Origin of the sequence: Pseudomonas sp. KCJK9058 (assembly GCF_046230975.1) — a bacterium.
In the GTDB taxonomy this organism is placed as follows: Bacteria; Pseudomonadota; Gammaproteobacteria; order Pseudomonadales; family Pseudomonadaceae; genus Aquipseudomonas; species Aquipseudomonas alloputida.
The window spans coordinates 67,086-88,723 of the sequence record NZ_JBJJLR010000015.1 but is presented as its reverse complement, the minus strand read 5'-3'; the positions used below and the strand labels follow the sequence as shown (position 1 = coordinate 88,723).

16 protein-coding genes are annotated in these 21,638 nt (G+C 62.4%); 6 read left to right on the top strand and 10 right to left on the bottom strand.

Going from position 1 to position 21,638, the window contains the following annotated elements:
• Nucleotides 1–58: 58 nt before the first annotated feature.
• On the bottom strand, nt 59–1,522 hold the full coding sequence (locus ACK59Z_RS11135) for a glyceraldehyde-3-phosphate dehydrogenase (RefSeq protein ID WP_010953137.1): 1,464 nt from the start codon (nt 1,520–1,522) through the stop codon (nt 59–61).
• 167 nt (nt 1,523–1,689) lie between these two features.
• On the opposite strand from ACK59Z_RS11135, the gene mfd reads away from it, so the two are divergent.
• The 3 genes from mfd to ACK59Z_RS11120 are packed head-to-tail and all read left to right on the top strand — an operon-like array spanning nt 1,690 to nt 9,043.
• Complete coding sequence (mfd, locus tag ACK59Z_RS11130) at nt 1,690–5,139, top strand: transcription-repair coupling factor (protein WP_012053155.1); 3,450 nt, start codon at nt 1,690–1,692, stop codon at nt 5,137–5,139.
• 9 nt (nt 5,140–5,148) lie between these two features.
• On the top strand, nt 5,149–5,721 hold the full coding sequence (locus ACK59Z_RS11125) for a CsiV family protein (protein WP_003248789.1): 573 nt from the start codon (nt 5,149–5,151) through the stop codon (nt 5,719–5,721).
• Nucleotides 5,722–5,725: 4 nt separating this feature from the next.
• A complete protein-coding gene (locus tag ACK59Z_RS11120; protein ID WP_019752113.1) occupies nt 5,726–9,043 on the top strand; it encodes a DEAD/DEAH box helicase in 3,318 nt (1,105 codons plus the stop codon).
• Nucleotides 9,044–9,337: 294 nt separating this feature from the next.
• On the opposite strand, the gene nagZ is transcribed toward ACK59Z_RS11120, so the two are convergent.
• Nucleotides 9,338–10,336: a beta-N-acetylhexosaminidase gene (gene nagZ, locus ACK59Z_RS11115; protein ID WP_409293004.1), complete on the bottom strand. Its 999-nt coding sequence runs from the start codon at nt 10,334–10,336 to the stop codon at nt 9,338–9,340.
• 189 nt (nt 10,337–10,525) lie between these two features.
• Complete coding sequence (locus ACK59Z_RS11110) at nt 10,526–11,233, bottom strand: TetR/AcrR family transcriptional regulator (protein WP_003248784.1); 708 nt, start codon at nt 11,231–11,233, stop codon at nt 10,526–10,528.
• Nucleotides 11,234–11,448: 215 nt separating this feature from the next.
• Between ACK59Z_RS11110 and lexA the strand changes: the two genes are divergently transcribed.
• Nucleotides 11,449–12,057 carry a transcriptional repressor LexA gene (gene lexA, locus ACK59Z_RS11105; protein WP_003248781.1) on the top strand — a complete coding sequence of 203 codons (609 nt, stop codon included), beginning with the start codon at nt 11,449–11,451 and terminating at the stop codon, nt 12,055–12,057.
• Nucleotides 12,058–12,070: 13 nt separating this feature from the next.
• Nucleotides 12,071–12,547: an SOS-induced cell division inhibitor SulA gene (gene sulA, locus ACK59Z_RS11100; RefSeq protein ID WP_108190596.1), complete on the top strand. Its 477-nt coding sequence runs from the start codon at nt 12,071–12,073 to the stop codon at nt 12,545–12,547.
• Nucleotides 12,548–12,597: 50 nt separating this feature from the next.
• Here sulA and ACK59Z_RS11095 read toward each other — a convergent pair whose 3' ends face one another.
• The 7 genes from ACK59Z_RS11095 to ACK59Z_RS11065 form a co-directional block, all read right to left on the bottom strand.
• Nucleotides 12,598–12,831: a hypothetical protein gene (locus ACK59Z_RS11095; RefSeq protein ID WP_003248777.1), complete on the bottom strand. Its 234-nt coding sequence runs from the start codon at nt 12,829–12,831 to the stop codon at nt 12,598–12,600.
• Nucleotides 12,832–12,881: 50 nt separating this feature from the next.
• On the bottom strand, nt 12,882–13,397 hold the full coding sequence (locus tag ACK59Z_RS11090; RefSeq protein ID WP_003248773.1) for a DUF6586 family protein: 516 nt from the start codon (nt 13,395–13,397) through the stop codon (nt 12,882–12,884).
• 189 nt (nt 13,398–13,586) lie between these two features.
• Entirely contained in the window at nt 13,587–16,196 is a 2,610-nt protein-coding gene (gene topA / locus ACK59Z_RS11085; RefSeq protein WP_108190597.1) for a type I DNA topoisomerase, read from the bottom strand.
• A 100-nt stretch (nt 16,197–16,296) separates the two neighbouring features.
• Nucleotides 16,297–16,548: a DUF1653 domain-containing protein gene (locus ACK59Z_RS11080; protein WP_003248769.1), complete on the bottom strand. Its 252-nt coding sequence runs from the start codon at nt 16,546–16,548 to the stop codon at nt 16,297–16,299.
• 75 nt (nt 16,549–16,623) lie between these two features.
• Nucleotides 16,624–17,799: an acetyl-CoA C-acyltransferase FadA gene (gene fadA, locus ACK59Z_RS11075; RefSeq protein ID WP_003248768.1), complete on the bottom strand. Its 1,176-nt coding sequence runs from the start codon at nt 17,797–17,799 to the stop codon at nt 16,624–16,626.
• A gap of 31 nt (nt 17,800–17,830) precedes the next feature.
• Entirely contained in the window at nt 17,831–19,978 is a 2,148-nt protein-coding gene (gene fadB, locus ACK59Z_RS11070; protein ID WP_003248763.1) for a fatty acid oxidation complex subunit alpha FadB, read from the bottom strand.
• A gap of 611 nt (nt 19,979–20,589) precedes the next feature.
• A complete protein-coding gene (locus ACK59Z_RS11065) occupies nt 20,590–21,027 on the bottom strand; it encodes a hypothetical protein (RefSeq protein WP_003248762.1) in 438 nt (145 codons plus the stop codon).
• Nucleotides 21,028–21,137: 110 nt separating this feature from the next.
• Here ACK59Z_RS11065 and ACK59Z_RS11060 point away from each other — a divergent pair, with 110 nt between their 5' ends.
• The gene (locus tag ACK59Z_RS11060; protein ID WP_319901976.1) at nt 21,138–21,578 is read left to right on the top strand and encodes a universal stress protein; all 441 of its coding nucleotides are present in this window, start codon (nt 21,138–21,140) and stop codon (nt 21,576–21,578) included.
• The last annotated feature ends 60 nt before the right edge of the window (nt 21,579–21,638 follow it).

The window sequence follows — 21,638 nt, the reverse complement described above, 5'->3', positions numbered from 1 at the left end:
CAGAATAAAAAAAACGGGAACCCGAAGGTTCCCGTTTTTTCATTGCCTTACAAGCGAATCAGCGTGGAAACGCTGGCGGGTTCACACCGGCCATGTCTTCCATCACACGAACCACCTGACAGCTATAACCAAATTCGTTGTCGTACCAGACGTACAGAACAACGCGGTTGTCGTTGGCGATGGTCGCCTCTGCGTCAACCACACCGGCATGGCGCGAGCCGACGAAGTCGGTCGAAACCACTTCCTGCGAAGCCACGTAGTCGATCTGCTTGTGCAGCTCCGAGTGCATGGCGGTCTGGCGCAGGTACTCGTTGATCTCGTCGCGGGTGGTGGCCTTTTCCAGATTCAGGTTCAGGATGGCCATCGAAACGTTCGGCGTCGGAACACGAATCGCGTTGCCGGTCAGCTTGCCCTTCAGCACTGGCAGTGCCTTGGCAGCAGCGGTGGCGGCGCCGGTTTCGGTGATTACCATGTTCAGCGGCGCGGCACGGCCACGGCGGCTGCCCTTGTGGAAGTTGTCGATCAGGTTCTGGTCGTTGGTGAACGAGTGAACGGTTTCGACGTGGCCGTTGACGATGCCGTACTGGTCGTTGATGGCCTTGAGCACCGGCACGATGGCGTTGGTGGTGCAGGAGGCCGCCGAGATGATCTTGTCATCGGCAGTGATGTCACCGTGGTTGATACCGTGCACGATGTTCTTCAGCGCGCCCTTGCCAGGTGCGGTGAGGATCACGCGGGCAGCACCCGGGCAGGCCAGGTGCTGGCCCAGGCCGTCGGCGTCACGCCATACGCCGGTGTTGTCGACGATGAGCGCATTGTCGATGCCGTACTGGGTGTAGTCGACTTCGCTCGGGCTCTTGGCGTAGATAACCTGGATCAGGTTGCCATTGGCGGTGATGGTGTTGTTGGCTTCGTCGATGGTGATGGTGCCATCGAACGGGCCGTGCACCGAATCACGGCGCAGCAGGCTGGCACGCTTGACCAGGTCGTTTTCAGCGCCTTTGCGCACGACGATGGCACGCAGACGCAGGCCGTCACCACCACCGGTCTTCTCGATCAGGATGCGCGCCAGCAGGCGGCCGATGCGACCGAAGCCGTACAGGACAACGTCGGTGCCTTTGCGCGCCGAAGCGTTCTGCTGACCGACCACGTCGGCCAGCTCTTCACGGACGAACTGCTCGGCAGTGCGGCCATTGCCTTCCTGCTTGAACTTGTTGGCCAGCTTGCCCAGGTCGACCGATGCGGCGCCCAGTTTCAGCTCGCTCATGGCCTTGAGCAGGGGGAATGTCTCGTGGACGGACAGTTCGGTTTCGTCGGTTTGGCGGTGGCGCGCAAAGCGGTGCGCCTTGAGGATCGAGATAACCGAACGGTTGATCAGGCTGCGGCCATAAATCGAGCTCACCACATTGTTATTGCGGTAGAGCTGACCGATAAGCGGGATCATCGCTTCAGCCAGGGCTTCACGATCAATCCACTCACCAAGACACTGGTCGGGCTTCTGAGTCACGGGAACCTTCCACATGTAGGGACAGAAAAAAGGGGCTACATTATGACGCCCCAACGCGGAACCGGCAATGAGTGCCTGTCACAGTGACGCAAGCCAGCGTTCATGCCCTTTCGAGCCTGACAGCCGGCACTGTCACCGGTACAATCGGTCTCTTTGCCGCAACGCTTGGAGTGCAATCTCCCGTGTCAGTTCTGCGCCTACCGCAAATGTCGGCCACGGCCGGCAAACAAACCTGGGGCAACCTGCCCGGTGCCGCCCTCAGCCTTGCCATCGCCGAAGCCGCCAGCAGCGCTGGCCGCTTCACCCTGCTGCTGACGGCCGACAGCCAGGCCGCCGACCGTCTGGAGCAGGAGCTGCGCTTCTTTGCCCCAGACCTGCCAGTGCTGCCGTTCCCCGATTGGGAAACCCTGCCCTACGACCTGTTCTCGCCGCACCAGGACATCATCTCCCAGCGCATCGCCAGCCTGTACCGCCTGCCGGAGCTGAGCCACGGCATCCTCGTGGTGCCGATCACCACCGCCCTGCACCGCCTGGCACCCACGCGTTTTCTGCTGGGCAGCAGCCTGGTGCTGGATGTGGGCCAGACCATCGACGTGGAACAGATGCGCCTGCGCCTGGAGGCCAGCGGTTACCGTTGTGTCGACACCGTCTACGAGCATGGCGAGTTCGCCGTGCGCGGCGCGCTGATCGACCTGTTCCCCATGGGCAGCAAGCTGCCCTACCGCATCGACCTGTTCGATAACGAGATCGAAACGCTGCGCACCTTCGACCCCGAGACCCAGCGCTCGATCGACAAGGTGGATTCGGTGCGCCTGCTTCCGGCACGCGAATTCCCGATGCAGAAGGAAGAAGTGACCCGCTTCAAGGCACGCTTTCGCGAGCGCTTCGACGTCGACTTCCGCCGCAGTGCAATCTTCCAGGACCTGGCCAGCGGCATCATCCCCGCCGGTATCGAGTACTACCTGCCGCTGTTCTTCGAAGAAACCTCGACCCTGTTCGACTACCTGCCGACCGACACCCAGGTGTTCTCGCTACCCGGTGTGGAACAGGCCGCCGAGCACTTCTGGAACGACGTGCGCGGGCGCTATGAAGACCGCCGCGGCGACCTCAGCCGGCCGCTGTTGCCGCCGGCCGAGCTGTTCCTGCCGGTGGAAGATTGCTTCGCCCGGCTCAAGCAGTGGCCCCGGGTGGTGGTCAGCAGCGAAGCGCTCGAGCCTGGCGTGGGCCGCGAGCGCTTCCCGGCGCGCGCCCTACCCAACCTGGCCATCGAGGCCAAGGCCAACCAGCCGCTGGCCGAGCTGGCCAACTTCCTCGACCAGTTCCCCGGCCGCGTGCTCTTCACCGCCGAATCAGCGGGTCGCCGGGAAGTGCTGCTGGAACTGCTCGAACGGCTGAAGCTGCGCCCGCATACCGTCGAAGGCTGGGACGATTTCATTACCGGTGCCGAGCGCCTGGCGATCACCATCGCCCCGCTGGACGACGGCCTGCTGCTGGACGATCCAGGGCTGGCGCTGATTGCCGAAAGCCCACTGTTCGGCCAGCGGGTGATGCAGCGCCGGCGCCGTGACAAGCGCGGCGAAACCGCCAACGACGCGGTCATCAAGAACCTCACCGAGCTGCGCGAAGGTGCGCCGGTGGTGCACATCGACCATGGCGTCGGGCGCTACCTGGGCCTGGCCACCCTGGAAATCGACGGCCAGGCTGCCGAATTCCTGACACTGGAATACGCCGAGAACGCCAAGCTGTATGTGCCAGTGGCCAACCTGCACCTGATCGCCCGCTACACCGGCAGCGACGACGCCCTGGCACCGTTGCACCGGCTGGGTTCGGAGGCCTGGCAGAAAGCCAAGCGCAAGGCCGCCGAACAGGTCCGCGACGTGGCCGCCGAACTGCTCGACATCTATGCCCGCCGCGCCGCGCGCAAGGGCTACGCGTTTGCCGACCCGTCCGCCGACTACGCCACCTTCAGCGCCGGCTTCCCGTTCGAGGAAACCCCGGACCAGCAGGCCGCCATCGAGGCCGTGCGCGCCGACATGCTGGCACCCAAGCCAATGGACCGCCTGGTCTGCGGCGACGTGGGCTTCGGCAAGACCGAAGTGGCCATGCGCGCGGCGTTCATCGCCGTGCACAGTGGCCGCCAGGTGGCCGTACTGGTGCCCACCACCCTGCTTGCCCAGCAGCATTACAACAGCTTCCGCGACCGCTTTGCCGACTGGCCCGTGACCGTGGAAGTGATGAGCCGCTTCAAGTCGGCCAAGGAAGTGGCCGCCGCCGCCGCGGACCTTGCCGAAGGCAAGATCGACATCCTCATCGGCACCCACAAGCTGCTGCAGGACGACGTGCGCTTCAAAGACCTGGGCCTGGCCATCATCGATGAAGAGCACCGCTTTGGCGTGCGCCAGAAGGAACAGCTGAAGGCGCTGCGCAGCGAGGTCGATATCCTCACCCTGACCGCCACGCCGATTCCGCGCACGCTGAACATGGCGGTGGCGGGCATGCGCGACCTGTCGATCATCGCCACGCCGCCAGCACGCCGCCTGTCGGTTCGCACCTTCGTCATGGAACAGAACAAGAGCACGGTCAAGGAGGCGCTGCTGCGCGAACTGTTGCGCGGTGGCCAGGTGTATTACCTGCACAACGATGTGAAAACCATCGAAAAATGCGCCGCCGACCTTGCCGAGCTGGTGCCCGAGGCACGCATCGGCATCGGCCACGGGCAAATGCGCGAACGCGAGCTGGAACAGGTGATGAGCGATTTCTACCACAAGCGTTTCAACGTGCTGGTGGCCTCGACCATTATCGAAACCGGTATCGACGTGCCCAGCGCCAACACCATCGTCATCGAGCGCGCCGACAAGTTCGGCCTGGCCCAGCTGCACCAGCTGCGTGGCCGGGTTGGCCGTAGTCACCACCAGGCCTACGCCTACCTGCTCACACCTACCCGTCAGAAGGTGAGCGCCGACGCCGAAAAACGCCTGGAGGCGATCGCCAACACGCAAGACCTTGGCGCAGGCTTTGTGCTGGCCACCAACGACCTGGAAATCCGCGGTGCCGGCGAGCTGCTGGGCGAAGGCCAGAGCGGGCAGATCCAGGCAGTGGGCTTCACCCTGTACATGGAAATGCTCGAACGTGCGGTCAAGGCAATCCGAAAAGGTACCCAGCCGAACCTTGAGCAACCCCTGGGTGGCGGCCCGGAGATCAACCTGCGCCTGCCGGCACTGATCCCCGAGGACTACCTGCCTGACGTGCATGCGCGCCTGATCCTGTACAAACGCATTGCCTCGGCTGCCGACGAAGAAGGCCTCAAGGACTTGCAGGTCGAGATGATCGACCGCTTCGGCTTGCTGCCAGAGCCGACCAAGAACCTGATGCGCCTGACGTCACTCAAGCTGCACGCGGAAAAGCTCGGCATCAAGAAAGTCGATGCGGGGCCCAACGGTGGCAAGCTCGAGTTCGAAGCCGAAACACCGGTCGACCCACTGACCCTGATCAAGCTGATCCAGGGTCAACCCAAACGCTACAAGTTCGAAGGCGCCACCCAGTTCCGCTTCCTGGTACCGATGGAACGACCCGACGAACGTTTCAATACCCTGGAGGCGCTGTTCGAGCGCCTGACCCCACAGCCTGCCTAAGGAAGACTCATGCGTGCTATCCGTTGCCTGACCCTGCTGCTGGCGCTGTTCGCCCCAGCGGCCTTCGCCGAAGGCCTGTATCAGGTAGAAATGATTCTGGTGCGGCAGAACAGCGTGCCCGCCTTCACCAGCCCGTTCGCCCCCGAAGACTGGAGCGCTGGCGCCCCACGCCTGGCGAAAGAGGCCGAGCGCCCCCCAGCACTGGAAGATGAAGCCACCCGCCTGGAAGCCACCGCCGACTACACGGTGCTGATGCACAAGGCCTGGCAACAGCAGGTGGGCAGCGAACCCAGCCGCATCGCCCTGGGCGAAGGCACCGAACAGTTCGGGCACTTCCCTATCGAAGGCAACCTGAGCATCGCTGAAGGCCGCTTCATTACCGTCGAGGCCAACTTCTGGGTCAACCAGCTGGATGGCAACGGCAACGTGCTGCAAAGCGAGCAGTTCAGGCAAAGCAACAGCAACGTCAAGGGCGGCCAGCTGACCTTTCTCGACGGCGGGCACCTGGCGGTGCTGCTGAAGGTGACCCCACCAGGCACGCCGAAAATGCCGGTGATGGACCCGGAGATGATGGAGCAGTAAGCCCATGAAGGACGATGCCGCCGAAATGGTGAACGCCTATCCGAACTGGATTCAATCGTTCAGCAAAGCTGCCCTGCAGCGCGGTGAGCGCTATGCCGAGGAAGGCAGGGCCGAACTGGAAGGCATTCATGGGCCAACCATAACGGCCAGTTGCCAGGGGAGCGGCAACAACCACTACCGGCAACACATCAAGTTGCACGTAGCGGGCGGCCGGTGCCATGTGCGCGGTGACTGCGATTGCCCGGTACGGCAAAACTGCAAGCATTGCGCCGCTGTCCTTTTCTGCGTCAGCGAGCGCTTTTCCAGCAGTAAGGACACGCAAGCCAACCCGGGCGCCTTGTCCGCCGAACTGCAGCACTGGTTGAGCGGCCTGGAGCAGGCCCCACCCAAGACCGACGCGACCGAAGACAAACGCGGGCGCATGGTGTGCTATCAGCTGCAGCTCACCGACGATGCGGGCTGCGCCCTGCTTGTGCGCAAGGGCACGCGAACGGAGGACGGCATCCGCTTCAGCCGCGTCCAGTCCCTTTACGATTTCCTCTACGAGCCACCGCGCTTCGTAACAGACGAAGACATCCGCATTCTGCGCCTGCTCTCGGCCCTGAATCAGGGCGGCGGCCAGGATCGCGGCTACCGACTGAAGGGCCATGAAGGTGGCGAGCTGTTCCAGCGCGCCCTCGAAACCGGGCGGATGTTCTTCGACACCGACCTCCCCCTGCTTCATGAAGGCCCGGTGCGCCACGCCGAGTTTCGCTGGGTACGCCTGGACAACGGAAATTACCGGGGGCGGTGGTACAGCGGCGAAGCGATGCTGCGCTGCGTCATCCCGCTGCTGCCGCTTTACTACCTGGACCTGCCGACCCGTGAAGTGGGCAAGGTCGAGCACAGCCTGGATCCCCACGTCGCCGTACAGCTGACTATTGCACCCGACGTGCCGGAACACCTGGTCGTACCCCTGAGCCACAAGCTCAATGCCCTCAGCCATAAGGTGCCGACCCCGACGCAAGTGCAGGAGCAGTTGCTCGATAACATCCAGCCAAAGCCCCTTCTTGCTCTCGGCAGCCTTGAATACACCGCCTACATGCCGAAAACCGGTCGCATGCAACGGCAAATGCAACACCGCGCCGCATTGGCGTTCGATTATGACGGCTTGCAGGCCAGCGGCACCGACGAAAAGCCGCTGACCCGCCTGGCAGGCAGCACCAGCCAGCGCATTCGCCGCCAGACTCAAGCCGAGCAGGCGCTGCGCAAGGTGCTGCGCGATTTCGGCTTCAAGCCCGCCACACGACAGAGCAAGGCCCTACCCGACAGCGCCGGCGAAATGCACCAGTTGCCTGACGACGAAGCCTGGCTGCGTTTTGCCCGCGAAGGCCTGCCGCGCCTGCGCGAAGCCGGCTGGGACATCGATATTCACCGCGACTTCGCCTTCAACCTGCAGGAGGTGGACGACTGGTATGCAACCATCGACGAAGCGCCTGGCCATGAATGGTTCGACCTGGAACTCGGCATCGTGGTCGATGGCCAGCGCCACAGCCTGCTGCCGATCGTGTTGCACCTGCTGCGCAGCAGCCCGGAGCTGCTACGCCCTAGCGAACTGGCCCGGCGCAGCGATGATGAACACCTGCTGATCGACCTCAATCGCGGCCGTCTCGATGCCCCGGCTTTGCGCGTCGCCCTGCCCTATGGCCGCATCAAGGCAGTCATGGGCACCCTGGGCGAGCTCTACTTGCACGAGGACACGGCAGGCCCGTCCCTGCGCATGGAGCGCGCCGACGCCGCGCGCCTGAACGAAATAGAAGGCCTGCCCCTGCACTGGGAAGGTGGCGAGCACGTACGCGATCTGGGCCGGCGCCTGCGCGATGCCCGGGACCTGCAGGTAGAACCGCCCACAGGGCTGCAGGCCAGCTTGCGCCCCTATCAGCAGCAAGGCTTGAACTGGCTGCAGGCCCTGCGCGAGATGGGTACCGGCGGTATCCTCGGCGACGACATGGGCCTGGGCAAGACCCTGCAGGCCTTGGCCCATCTGCTGCTGGAGAAACAGTCCGGGCGCCTGAATGCACCGGCCCTGGCAGTCATGCCGACCAGCCTCATACCCAACTGGCTGGACGAAGCCCAGCGCTTCGCCCCCGACCTGCGCGTCCTGGCACTGCATGGGCCGGGGCGCAGCAAGCACTTCACCAAACTCCATGAGTACGATCTGGTCCTGACCACTTACGCCTTGATGCCACGCGACCTGGAACAGCTGCGCCCCCAGGCCTGGCACGTGCTGATACTGGACGAGGCGCAAAACATCAAGAGCAGCAGCAGCAAGGCTGCCCTCGCCGTCTGCGAGCTACAGGCCGGGCAGCGCCTATGCCTGACCGGCACGCCAATGGAAAACAACCTGGGCGAACTGTGGTCGATCTTCCACTTCCTGATGCCCGGCTGGCTGGGCGACCTGAAGCGCTTCAACCAGGATTACCGCAACCCGATCGAGCGCCACGGTGACAGCGAGCGCATGGCCCACCTGGCCAGCCGCATCCGGCCGTTCCTGCTGCGCCGCACCAAGGAGCAGGTAGCCACAGAACTGCCGGCCAAGACCGAGATGGTGCACTGGGTCGAGCTCAGTGATGCCCAGCGCGATACGTACGAAGCCGTGCGAGTGGCCATGGACCAGAAAGTCCGCGACGAAATCGCCCGCAATGGCGCCGCACGCAGCCAGATCGTGATCCTCGATGCGTTGCTCAAGCTGCGCCAGGTGTGCTGTGACCTGCGCCTGGTCAAGGGGGTAGAAAGCAAAGGCAACCAGGCCGATAAGGGCAAGCTGGGTGCGCTGCTGGAGATGCTCGAAGAACTGCTCAGCGAAGGGCGCCGGGTGTTGTTGTTCTCACAGTTCACCTCGATGCTGGCGCTGATCGAGCAGGAGCTTGAGAAGCGCAAAATCCGTTACAGCTTGCTGACCGGTGATACTCGCGACCGTCGCGCGCCAGTGCAGCAGTTCCAGCAAGGTGAAAGCGAAGTGTTCCTGATCAGCCTCAAGGCAGGGGGCGTAGGCTTGAACCTGACGGCGGCGGACACCGTGATCCACTTCGACCCCTGGTGGAACCCGGCCAGCGAAAACCAAGCTACCGACCGTGCCTACCGCATCGGCCAGGACAAGCCGGTGTTCGTGTTCAAGCTGATTACCCGGGGTACGGTGGAAGAGAAGATCCAGTTGTTGCAGCAGGAAAAGGCTGCATTGGCGGCCAGCCTGCTGGACGGCGGGCAGGCTGGGCAATGGCGGCTTGGCGATGAAGAAATCGAGGCCCTGTTTGCGCCATTGCCCGGTAAGCGCGGGCGGTAGGCCAAAGGGGGATACAGCGTAGGAGCGGGTTCACCCGCGAATGGGCCGGGCCTGCTGGCCAATCTCCACCTGCCGCTCACCGTTGCCGCCGCTACCGTATTCGCGGGTAAACCCGCTCCTACAACGCAATTGGTGGTGGGCACACATCGGAGGTTGGACGCAGGCCGTCGTAGGAGCGGGTTTACCCGCGAAAGGGCCGGGCCTGCTGGCCAATCTCCACCCGCCGTTCACCGTTGCCGCCGCTACCGTATTCGCAGGTAAACCCGACTTGTGGGAACGAACAGGCCAGCGCAGTCAATCGACCAGCTGAGCTTCCTTCAACGCCCCCAACGCCTCCAGCCAGCGCGGCTGCTGGCGATAATCGGTCCGCGCAAACCCTTGCCCACGCATCCGGGCAATCCGCGGCGATGGCTTGACCTTCATGCGCTGCGCCGCACTCAGCGCCAGCTCCGCCGCCGCCCGGTCATTGCACACCAGGCCCATATCACAACCGGCGCTCAGCGCCGCCTCGATACGGCTGGCCGCGTCGCCCACCACATGCGCACCGGCCATCGACAGGTCATCACTGAAAATCACCCCATCAAAGCCCAGCTCGCCACGCAGGATGTCCTGCAACCAACGCCGCGAGAAGCCAGCGGACTGGTTGTCAACCTGCGGGTAGATGACATGCGCCGGCATCACTGCCGCCAGCTGCCCACTCAGGCGGGTAAACGGCACCAGGTCGGCCTGGCGCAGTTGTTCCAGGCTGCGCTCATCGGTGGGGATGGCCACGTGCGAATCGGCTTCGGCCCAGCCATGCCCCGGGAAATGCTTGCCACACGCGGCCATACCTGCCGCATTCATGCCTCGGATGAACGCGCCGGCCAGTCGCGTTGCACGCAGCGGGTCACCCTCGAAGGCGCGGCTGCCCACCACGGCGCTACGCTGGTGGTCCAGGTCGAGCACCGGAGCGAAGCTGAGGTCCAGGCCAACTGCCAGTACCTCGGTCGCCATCAGCCAGCCGCACTGTTCAGCCAGGTATTCAGCATTGTCGTTATCGGCCAGCGCACGCATGGCCGGCAGGCGCACAAAGCCCTGGCGCAGACGCTGTACGCGACCACCTTCCTGATCCACTGCCAGGATCAGCTCGGGGCGAATGGCGCGGATGGACGCGCACAGTTCGCGCACCTGGCGCGGGCTGTCGATATTGCGGGCGAAGATGATCAGGCCAGCCACTTCCGGCTGGCGAAGCAGTTGACGGTCTTCGGCGGTCAGCCATTTACCGGCGATATCCACCATCAGGGAGCCTTGCAGGCTGACAGTCATGGGTAATCCTTCATTGAAGACAGAGAGAAGCCCACCGGGGGGCAGCAGACACCGGCAGACACGCGCTGTTGGCCACAGGCGAAGCCATAAAGGCGCTGGTCAGCAAGGGAAATGTGAAGTAGATCGAGATAGGGCATGGGCGCTAGCTTAGCGGAAGCGCCCCGCCACGCCCAGCCTTCAGGCCTTGGCGGTAGCCGAACTGGTCTTGGTTCGCGGACGCAGCTGCGCAGTGGCCATCGCCTCGTCGGTCACACCGCTGTCAGCGCGCATGCCTGCCGCCAGGAACGGCACCATCAGGCGCATCACCTGCTCGATCGAGGTATTGATGCCGAAGTCAGTCTCGGCAATCGCCCGCAAGGCCTTGATACCGGACATGCTGAAGGCCGCGGCACCCAGCATGAAGTGCACACGCCAGAACAGTTCCAGTGGCGGAATGCGTGGCGCAGCCTCGTTCACCAGCAGCATGTAGCGGCGGAACACCTTGCCGTACATGTCTTCCAGATAGCGCCGCAGGTGACCCTGGCTCTGGCTGAACGCCAGACCCAGCAGGCGCATGAAGATCGACAGGTCGTTGTTGCTACGCGGCTGCACGGCCAGCGCCTGCTCTACGAGCATTTCCAGCAGTTCTTCAAGGCTGGGCTTTTGCTCCGGCTTGGCCTGACGGCGCTCCAGCTCACGCTCGAGACTGGCGCAGAATGGGCCGAGGAAACGCGAAAAAACAGCCTGGATCAGCGCCTTCTTGGAGCCGAAATGATAGTTGACTGCCGCCAGGTTGACCCCGGCCTTGCTGGTAATCAGCCGCAACGAGGTTTCGGCGAACCCCCTTTCCGCGAACAGCTGCTCGGCAGCATCGAGAATGCGTTCAACGGTTTCCGATTGGGCCATGACTACTCCGACTACTCCGCCAGACAAACAGGTGTTTGAAACATACGTTTCAGCCCTGCTTCTGTCAAGGCTCGGTGACTGGGCGGTCGCCATTTAAAAGCGCCAGCCGGCCCACTGCAAGCGCCACCTCTTCTGTTTATTGCGGCTTTTGGCTTGCAGCGCACTCAGTACTGTATATAATCCCAGTCACTGTACAAAAAGACAGAGCGCTTACCATGTTGAAACTGACGCCACGCCAAGCCGAAATTCTCGCGTTCATCAAGCGCTGCCTGGAAGACAACGGCTTCCCGCCTACCCGCGCCGAGATTGCTCAGGAGCTGGGCTTCAAGTCGCCCAATGCCGCCGAGGAGCACCTCAAGGCCCTTGCCCGCAAGGGCGCGATCGAAATGACGCCGGGCGCTTCCCGCGGCATCCGCATCCCTGGCCTGGAAGCCAAGGCCGAAGAAACCGGCCTGCCCATCATCGGCCGGGTCGCTGCCGGTGCGCCGATTCTTGCCGAACAGCACATCGAGCAATCCTGCAACATCAACCCTGCCTTCTTCCACCCCCAAGCCGACTATTTGCTGCGCGTACACGGCATGAGCATGAAGGACGTCGGCATCTTCGACGGTGACCTGCTGGCGGTGCACACCTGCCGTGAAGCCCGTAACGGCCAGATCGTGGTGGCGCGCATCGGCGACGAAGTTACCGTCAAGCGCTTCAAGCGTGAAGGCAGCAAAGTCTGGCTGCTTGCCGAAAACCCCGAATTCGCCCCCATCGAAGTCGACCTGAAAGAACAGGAGCTGGTGATCGAGGGCTTGAGCGTCGGCGTCATTCGCCGCTGATCCAGGAGGCGTCATGCAGCAGTTCATTCACGCACCCGAGCAAGTCCAGTTGCCCCTGTTCGAAGCATTCCTCGCCCAGCCCGTGCTGCCAGGCCTGAAAGCCAGGGAACCGGCGCGCAAGAGCAGCCAGCCCGAGCTGTTCAGCGAACTGTCGCTGCGCGGCGCCCCTGGCCACTGCCAAAGCCTGCTGGCGCCCGTGCTGCGCGAGCTGAGCGAAGAGGACGAGGCCCGCTGGCTGACCCTGATCGCCCCACCGCCAAGCCTGACCCAGGCCTGGCTGCGCGATGCCGGGCTCAACCGTGAACGTATTCTGCTGCTGCAACCCCGCAGCAATCAAAGCGCGCTGCAGCTGGCCTGTGAGGCTTTGCGCCTGGGCCTCAGCCACACCGTGGTGAGCTGGCTGGGCAACGTCAATGCCACTGCACGCCAGCAACTGCTAGGTGCAGCCAGTGCCGGAAACGCACAAAGCCTGAACATCCGCCTCGGCTGATGTTCAGGCTTTGCCTGTCACTTCAAATAGCCTGATACGCTGCCGCACACTCAGTGCAGCACACGCGGCCCTTCATCACGCTCGAGCTCGCCATCCATCAGGCGACCGGCCATCTGCACGCCCACACTGAGCATGGCCTTGGCCACTTCCACATGCTGACCCTGCAGGAACACCTTGGCGTCTTCCGAGAAATCCAGGGTTACCAGAGAGCCCTCATCCTCGGCGCGACGAAGTTCGATGCGGCCATCAGGCAACTCGACAATTTCCAGAAAAGACGTAGACATAAATGGCAGTTCTCCGCGAAAGGCGATTATTGTACCAGCCGTTGCGGCTATCAGCACTCACTCAACGCGTCGCGGAAACGTCTCACCAAACTTTTGAGGTCGTTGCGCCAGCTTTCCAGCTCGGCACGCGACAGCGCTGGATGCTCAGGCTCATCAAGATTGACGGCTTGAATCAGAGGCTGGGTAACGTCGGTTTTCGGCGCTTTTCTGGCGACCGGTGGTCGGAACAAATCGGCATAAGCACCGAGCATTTGCGCCAGCCAGGTTTCGCGTTGGCGAGCCAGCTCCAGCAACTCGGCCACTTCCGGGATGGCGATACCGTTCAGGGCATCGTCGGCCAGGGCTTGCTCCACCGTTGCGACGACCGGCAGGCGATAGAAGCCCCCGATTTCATGGCACAGCCCCAACAGAGCGCCATACAGGTGGAACAGCGCCGACTCGCGCTCAGCCTGGACCAGGCCTTGGGCATTCATGGCCTGGCTTTGTTCAGCCTTGGCCATGGACTCGAGGGCGAGGCCGGCGAAGAACAGTTTCTGGTTGGTGCGGGTGTAGAGTTCCTGGGCCATTTCAGTGCCCTCCCATAAGGCTACAAGGCGGATATCTGCATCATAAATGATTGGGGCCGCTTTGCGCCCCTTCGCGGGCTTGCCCGCTCCCACCAGTACAGCGCCACATTCAAGGGCGGCGCGATACCTGTGGGAGCGGGCAAGCCCGCGAAGGGGCGCAAAGCGGCCCCAAATCACAGCACCGATGGATCAGCGCTTGTCTTCAACCTTCCAGGCATTGCCGTCGTAAAACGCCTTCCAACCGGTCGGCTTGCCATCGACCTCGGACTGCACGTACTGCTCCTTGGTCTTGCGGCTGTAACGAATCACCGCCGGGCGGCCATCCGGGTCTTTCTGCGGCGCATCGCACAGGAAGTGGTACTTCGGGTCAATCTCATGCTTGTGCGGCACAATCTCCAGCACCAGCGGCGCACGGGTTTCGCGGTTCTTGGGGAACTGGCTGGCAGCCAGGAACAACCCAGAAGCACCGTCGCGCAGCACGTAGGTATCATCAACCTTCTCGCACTTGAGCTCCGGCATGTCCACCTTGTCCATCTTCGGTGGCGCCGCCTCGCCGCTCTTGAGCAGCTTGCGGGTGTTCTTGCATGCCGGGTTGGTGCAGCCGAAGAACTTGCCGAAACGGCCGGTCTTCAATTGCATCTCGCTACCGCACTTGTCGCACTCCAGGCTCGGCCCTTCGTAACCCTTGATACGGTAGTTGCCTTCTTCGATCTCGTAACCGACACAATCCGGGTTGTTACCGCAGATATGCAGCTTGTGCTTCTCGTCCAGCAGGTAGGCGTCCATCGCGGTGGCGCAGATCGGGCAACGGTGCTTGCCCAGCAGTACGCGCGACTCCGACTCGCCCTCGTCGTCAGCGGCAATCTCGTCGCCCGGCACCAGGTTGACGGTAGCCTTGCAGCGCTCTTTCGGCGGCAGGCTGTAGCCAGAGCAGCCCAGGAACACACCCGTAGAAGCGGTGCGAATCATCATCGGCCGACCACATTCCTTGCATGGAATGTTGGTCATGGTCGGCTGGTTGGCGCGCATGCCGTCTTCATTGGACTCGGCAGTCTGCAGCTTTTTGCTGAAATCGCCGTAGAACTCGTCGAGCACGTTCTTCCAGTCACGCTCGCCCTGGGCCACGTCGTCGAGGTTCTCTTCCATGTCGGCGGTAAAGCCGTAATCCATCAGGTTGGAGAAGCTCTCCGACAAGCGCTCGGTGACGATATCGCCCATCTTCTCGGAGTAGAAGCGGCGGTTGTGCAGCGTCACATAGCCACGGTCCTGGATGGTGGAAATGATCGCCGCGTAGGTCGATGGGCGGCCAATGCCGCGCTTTTCCATTTCCTTGACCAGGCTGGCTTCGGTAAAGCGTGCAGGCGGCTTGGTAAAGTGCTGGCTCGGGTCGATCTGGATCAGTTTCAGCGCTTCACCCTGAACCATCTCTGGCAGCACGTCGTCTTCGCCCGGCTTGCTCTGCTGTGGCAGCACACGGGTGTAGCCGTCGAACTTGAGGATGCGGCCCTTGGCACGCAGCTCGAAATCGCCGGCAGCGACGGTAACGCTGGTGGACAGGTACTGCGCTGGCGGCATCTGGCACGCCAGGAACTGGCGCCAGATCAGCTCGTACAGGCGCTCGGCGTCACGCTCCATGCCGCTGAGCTTGGTCGGGTGGGTATTCACGTCAGAAGGCCGAATCGCTTCGTGCGCCTCCTGGGCGCCCTCCTTGCTGCCGTAAACCAGTGGCGCCTCCGGCAGGTACTGCTTGCCGAACTCCCGTTCGATGTAGCTGCGCGCCATATCCAGGGCGTCAGCCGACAGGTTGGTCGAGTCGGTACGCATGTAGGTGATGTAACCGGCTTCGTACAAGCGCTGGGCCATCATCATGGTTTTCTTCACGCCAAAGCCCAGGCGGTTACTGGCCGCTTGCTGCAAGGTGGACGTAATGAACGGTGCCGATGGCTTGCTGCTGGTCGGGCGGTCTTCGCGCTTGACCACGCTGTAGCTGGAAGCCTTGAGCTTTTCCAGTGCAGCCATGGCCTGAGCTTCGTTCAGCGGCTTGAAGGCCTCACCCTTCTCGCGCGCCACCTCGAAACGCACCTTGGCGTTCTTGGCGGTGCCGAGGTCGGCGTGGATCTCCCAGTACTCTTCCGGGATGAAGGCGCGGATCTCACGCTCACGCTCAACCACCAGCTTCACGGCCACCGACTGTACACGGCCAGCGGACAGGCCACGGGCAATCTTGGCCCACAGCAGCGGCGAAACCATGTAACCGACCACGCGGTCGAGGAAACGCCGCGCCTGCTGGGCGTTGACCCGGTCGATGTCCAGCTCGCCTGGCTGCGAGAAGGCTTCCTGAATGGCCTTCTTGGTAATTTCGTTGAACACCACGCGCTTGTAGCGGGTGTCGTCACCCCCGATGGCCTCGCGCAGGTGCCAGGCAATGGCTTCCCCTTCGCGGTCCAAGTCGGTTGCGAGGTAGATGGTGTCGGCATCCTTGGCCAGGCGGCGCAGCTCTTCGATCACCTTTTCCTTGCCAGGCAGGATCTCGTACTTGGCCTTCCAGCCATGGTCGGGGTCGACGCCCATGCGTGCCACCAGCTGGCGGCGGGCCTTCTCTTTCGGCGAAAGCGCCGGCGCCTCACCCGCAGCCTTGCCACGCTTGGCGGCCGGCTCTTTGCTCGCGCTGGCCGAACCGCTGGTGGGGAGGTCTCGGATATGGCCGATACTCGACTTCACCACGTACTGGTTGCCCAGGTACTTGTTGATGGTCTTGGCCTTGGCCGGGGATTCCACAATGACCAGCGATTTGCCCATGGATCGGAGTATTCCTGAATCTGAAGATAAAAAACGCGCCAAGTGCCAGACGCGGCACCGCTATATATAGTGGCAAAAGTGTGAGGTCAAGCTCGGACGATCACGCGTGCGACTTGCCCAGCAACCCGGGCAGCCCCTCTTCGGCCTTGACCAAAGCAAAGCGTGGCACCTGCTCGCCGTCAAATTCGACGGACTCCTGGAACATCGACAGGGGACGTACCCAGAAGCTGTAATCACCATACAGGCATTGGTAGAACACCATCCACTCTTCGGTTTCGGAGTGCCGCGCAACACTGAAGACACGGTACTCAGGCCCTTTGTAATGCCGGTATACGCCTGGTTGTATCTGCATGTTGCTCACCTCCTGAATAAAACCTGAAAAAACAAAACCGGGGCACTAGGCCCCGGCTGCTGTCCCGCTACGCGATCAGACGCGTTCGAAGACAGTGGTGATACCTTGGCCCAGGCCGACGCACATGGTCGCAACACCCAGCGTACCGCCATTTTGCTTCATGACGTTGAGCAGGGTGCCGGAAATCCGCGCCCCGGAGCAACCGAACGGGTGGCCCAAAGCAATGGCGCCGCCGTGCAGGTTAACCTTCTCATCCATCTTGTCGAGCACTTTCAAGTCTTTCAGCACGGGCAGGGCCTGTGCAGCGAAGGCTTCGTTGAGCTCGATGAAGTCGATATCGGCCATGGTCAAGCCCGCACGCTTGAGGGCTTTCTGGGTCGATGGCACCGGGCCGTAGCCCATGATTGCCGGGTCGACACCGGCCACTGCCATCGAACGGATCACCGCCAATGGCTGGATACCGAGGTCCATGGCACGCTGACCGGACATGACGATCATGCACGAGGCGCCGTCGGTGATCTGCGACGAGGTACCGGCCGTGACCGTACCGCCTTTCGGGTTGAACGCAGGCTTGAGCGATGCCAGGCCTTCGAGGGTGGTTTCCGGGCGAATGGTTTCGTCGAAATCGAACACCTTCAGGAAGCCGTTCTCGTCGTAGCCCTGCATCGGGATGATCTCGTCCTTGAACTTGCCTTCGACCGTGGCCTTGTGGGCCAGCTGGTGCGAACGCAAGCCGAACAGGTCCTGCTGCTCACGGGTGATGCCGTGCATCTTGCCGAGCATTTCTGCAGTCAGGCCCATCATCCCGGAAGCCTTGGCGGCATGCAAGGACAGGTGCGGGTTGGGGTCTACGCCATGCATCATGCTGACGTGGCCCATGTGCTCCACGCCACCGACCACGAACACATCACCGTTACCGGTCATGATCGCCTGGGCGGCCGTGTGCAGCGCGCTCATGGACGAGCCGCACAGGCGGCTGACGGTCTGCGCCGCGGAAGTGTGCGGGATCTGGGTCATCAGCGAGGCCATGCGGGCGATGTTCCAGCCCTGCTCCAGGGTCTGGTTGACGCAGCCCCAGATCACGTCCTCGACTTCTTTCGGGTCAACCTTGCCGTTGCGTTCCAGCAGCTTGCTGATCAGGTGCGCCGACATGTCTTCGGCGCGGGTGTTGCGGTGCATGCCACCCTTGGAGCGGCCCATTGGCGTGCGACCGAAGTCGACAATCACCACGTCTCTTGGATTCAGGCTCATATCAAATCTCTCGCTCTAGCTCGTTGACCGCTCAGTTGAAGAAGCGCTGGCCGTTCTTGGCCATTTCACGCAGCTTGGCGGTCGGGTGGTACAGCGGCCCCAGGTCGGCATACTGATCGGCCAGGGCGACGAATTCGGCCACACCGATCGAGTCGATGTAACGCAGCGCACCACCGCGGAAGGGAGGGAAACCAATGCCGTAGACCAGGCCCATGTCGGCTTCGGCAGCGGTTTCGACGATGCCGTCTTCCAGGCAACGCACGGTCTCCAGGCACAGCGGGACCATCATCCAGTTGATGATGTCTTCGTCAGTGACTTCACGCTGCTCGAACACGATCGGTTTGAGCACGTCGAGCACGGTGGCATCGAAGACCTTCTTCGGCTTGCCGCGCTTGTCGGTTTCGTAGGCGTAGAAGCCCTTACCGTTCTTCTGGCCCAGGCGGTTGGCCTCGTACAACGCGTCGACTGCCGAGCGGCGCTCGTCCTTCATGCGATCCGGGAAGCCTTCGGCCATGACGTCACGGCCGTGGTGGCCGGTGTCGATGCCGACCACGTCCATCAAGTAGGCTGGGCCCATCGGCCAGCCGAACTTCTCCATGACCTTGTCGATGCGCACGAAGTCGACACCGGCGCTGACCAGCTTGGCAAAACCGCCAAAGTACGGGAACAGCACGCGGTTGACCAAAAAGCCCGGGCAGTCGTTGACCACGATCGGGTTCTTGCCCATTTTCTTGGCGTAGGCCACGGTGGTGGCGACCGCCACTTCACTGGACTTCTCACCACGGATCACTTCCACCAGCGGCATCATGTGCACCGGGTTGAAGAAGTGCATGCCGACGAAGTTTTCCGGGCGCTTGAGCGCCTTGGCCAGCAGGTTGATAGAGATGGTAGAGGTGTTGGAAGCGAGGATCGCATCGTCCTTCACCTGGCCTTCCACTTCCGCCAGTACCGCTTGCTTGACCTTCGGGTTCTCGACCACTGCCTCGACGACGATGTCGACATTGGCAAAATCGCCATAGGACAGGGTCGGTCGAATGGCGTTGAGGGCCTCGGCCATCTTGGCTGGGGTCAGGCGGCCCTTCTCGACGCGGTTGCCAAGCAACTTGGAGGCCTCGTTCAGACCCAGCTGAATGGCTTCTTCGCGGATGTCTTTCATCAGGATCGGCGTACCTTTGACCGCCGACTGGTAGGCGATACCGCCGCCCATGATGCCGGCGCCGAGCACGGCGGCCTGCTTCACGTCGTGGGCGATCTCGTCATGCGCCTTGGCCTTGCGCTTGAGTTCCTGATCGTTGAGGAACAAGCCGATCAGGCTCTCGGCGACCGAGGTCTTGGCCAGCTTGGCAAAGCCTGCGGCTTCAACTTCCAGGGCCTTGTCGCGACCGAAGTTGGCGGCTTTCTGGATGCTCTTGATCGCTTCGACCGGGGCCGGGTAGTTCGGGCCGGCCTGGCCAGCGACGAAGCCCTTGGCCGTCTCGAAGGCCATCATCTGCTCGATGGCATTGAGCTTGAGCTTTTCCAGCTTCGGCTGGCGCTTGGCCTTGTAGTCCAGCTCGCCACTGATGGCACGCTTGATCAGGTCGAGGGCACCGGCCAGCAGCAGCTCAGGGGCGACCACCGCGTCGACGGCCCCCACTTTCAGGGCGTCTTCGGCACGGTTTTCCTTGCCGGCGGCGATCCACTCGATGGCGTTGTCCGAGCCGATCAGGCGCGGCAGGCGCACGGTACCGCCAAAGCCCGGGTAGATACCCAGCTTGACTTCCGGCAGGCCGATCCTGGCGCTGGTGGACATGACCCGGTAGTCGGCCGCCAGGCACATTTCCAGGCCGCCGCCCAGCGCGATGCCGTTGATGGCGGCAACGGTCGGCACTTCGAGGTCTTCGAAGGCGTTGAAGATACGATTGGCTTCCAGGTTGCCGGCGACCAGTTCGGCCTCAGGCAGCTTGAAGTTGTCGACGAACTCGGTGATGTCGGCGCCGACGATGAACACGTCCTTGCCACTGCTGACGATCACGCCTTTGACCGAGGCATCGGCCTGGATGGCATCGACGGCCTGGCGCAGCTCGTTCAGGGTAAGGCGGTTGAACTTGTTGACGGACTCACCCTTGAGGTCGAACTTGAGCTCGACGATGCCACTTTCAAGAGCCTTAACCGTGATGGCTTTACCTTCGTAAATCATCAACTGATCTCCACGATATGGAAGCTGAACTGTACACGCCGATCACTGCAGCAGAAGCAGGCCTAAGCTGCCTTGCCCCAGGCACACCCGTCAGCGCGCTAGTCGGAAGTATGGCTTGGCGTCATGACATACAAACGCTCAATTCATACGCCCGTTTGATTTGGGTGTGCACACATTCTCCGAAAAGATGGGCGTTGTCAAATGCTCACGAGCACGGCGAAAACGCGACTTTCCAGTCATTTTCTATCGTCCGGGTACAAAACATGATGACAGTGATCGCCGGTCATTCATGTCAGCGATTGACCACAAGCATTGGCTGACGGCTTTGCGCTTGCGCGGCGAGCCAGTGCGACTACACTGGCACTTGCTTGAATGAATAACCCGGCCTGCCTGGCCTTTTCTGCGCAGCAGAACGCAAAGCGGCGACTTGGCACCCCACCCCTTCAGGGTTATGCCGAGCCGCCGCTTTGTCGTTGCAGAACAGATTGACCAGCCTGGATGCCCCCGTAGGAGCGGGTTTACCCGCGAAGCAGGCACCGCGGAGTTTGGCACCGACTCTGCCGGTGTTCGCAAGTGTCTCCTCGCCTACAGGAGTCGCGCATGGGCGGCGCTCAAGCCAAGGTTTCGAGGGCGTAGGCAACATCCTGCAACACAGCAGTATCGCCACGTTCGGTCCAGTACAGGGCAATCATCCGCGCATCGGCCTCGACCTTGTACACACTCGCCGGCAAGCGCGACAACGCGCCCATGAAGCGTGGGTCTTCGCAGGGCTCGCGCCACTGGTTCCACCACACCCCGGGGCTGACCTGCCAGAAACTGAAGCTGTCCTCATGCCCACGGCGCCGGGCTCTGTGATACTGCGGGCAGGGGCTTGGCGGCTCCTTTTCCAGCCAGTGCGGCCACTGCTGCGGCGCCAGTTGCATGGCCAAACCCATGCGCCGCGCCTCCAGGCGCAACTTCATCTGCTCGCTCTGCTTGCGCGAGCTGCGCAGCCAGGAAAGCGGGCTGAGAATCAGCGCAAGGATTGACACCACCAGCAATACCGTCATATCAGTAGTTCCCATAAAGCGTTGCAAATGAGCTGGTTAGCCATTTTTCACGGTAGACCCGCCCTAAAGCGACCATACTTCTTCTATCGCGATTGTCAGGAGTACCGCTCATGCAATACGAACATTTGTTGGTCGCCGTCGACCTGACCGAAGAATGCGACCCGGTGATCAAGCGCGCCATGGCGCTGGCAGAGCCTTCGAATGCCAAGGTATCCCTGGTGCACATCGTCGAGCCGATGGCCATGGCCTTCGGCGGTGACGTACCGATGGACCTGTCGCAGTTGCAACAGCAGCAGTTCGACCAGGCCAAGGAGCGCATGGACCGCCTGTTCAACAAATACCCGGGAATCAACCGCGGCGACTCGCACCTGACCTATGGCCAGCCTCGCCAGGAAATCCACCAGTTGGCCAAGGACCAGAAGTGCGACCTGATTGTGGTCGGCAGCCATGGCCGTCACGGCCTGGCATTGCTGTTGGGCTCCACGGCCAACGATGTGCTGCACGGTGCGCCGTGTGACGTGCTGGCGGTACGCTTGCTGAAGAAGGATTGACTGGACCTGAACCCGTCTCTTCGCGGGCCAGCCCGCGCCTGCAAGGGTATGGCAATCCCT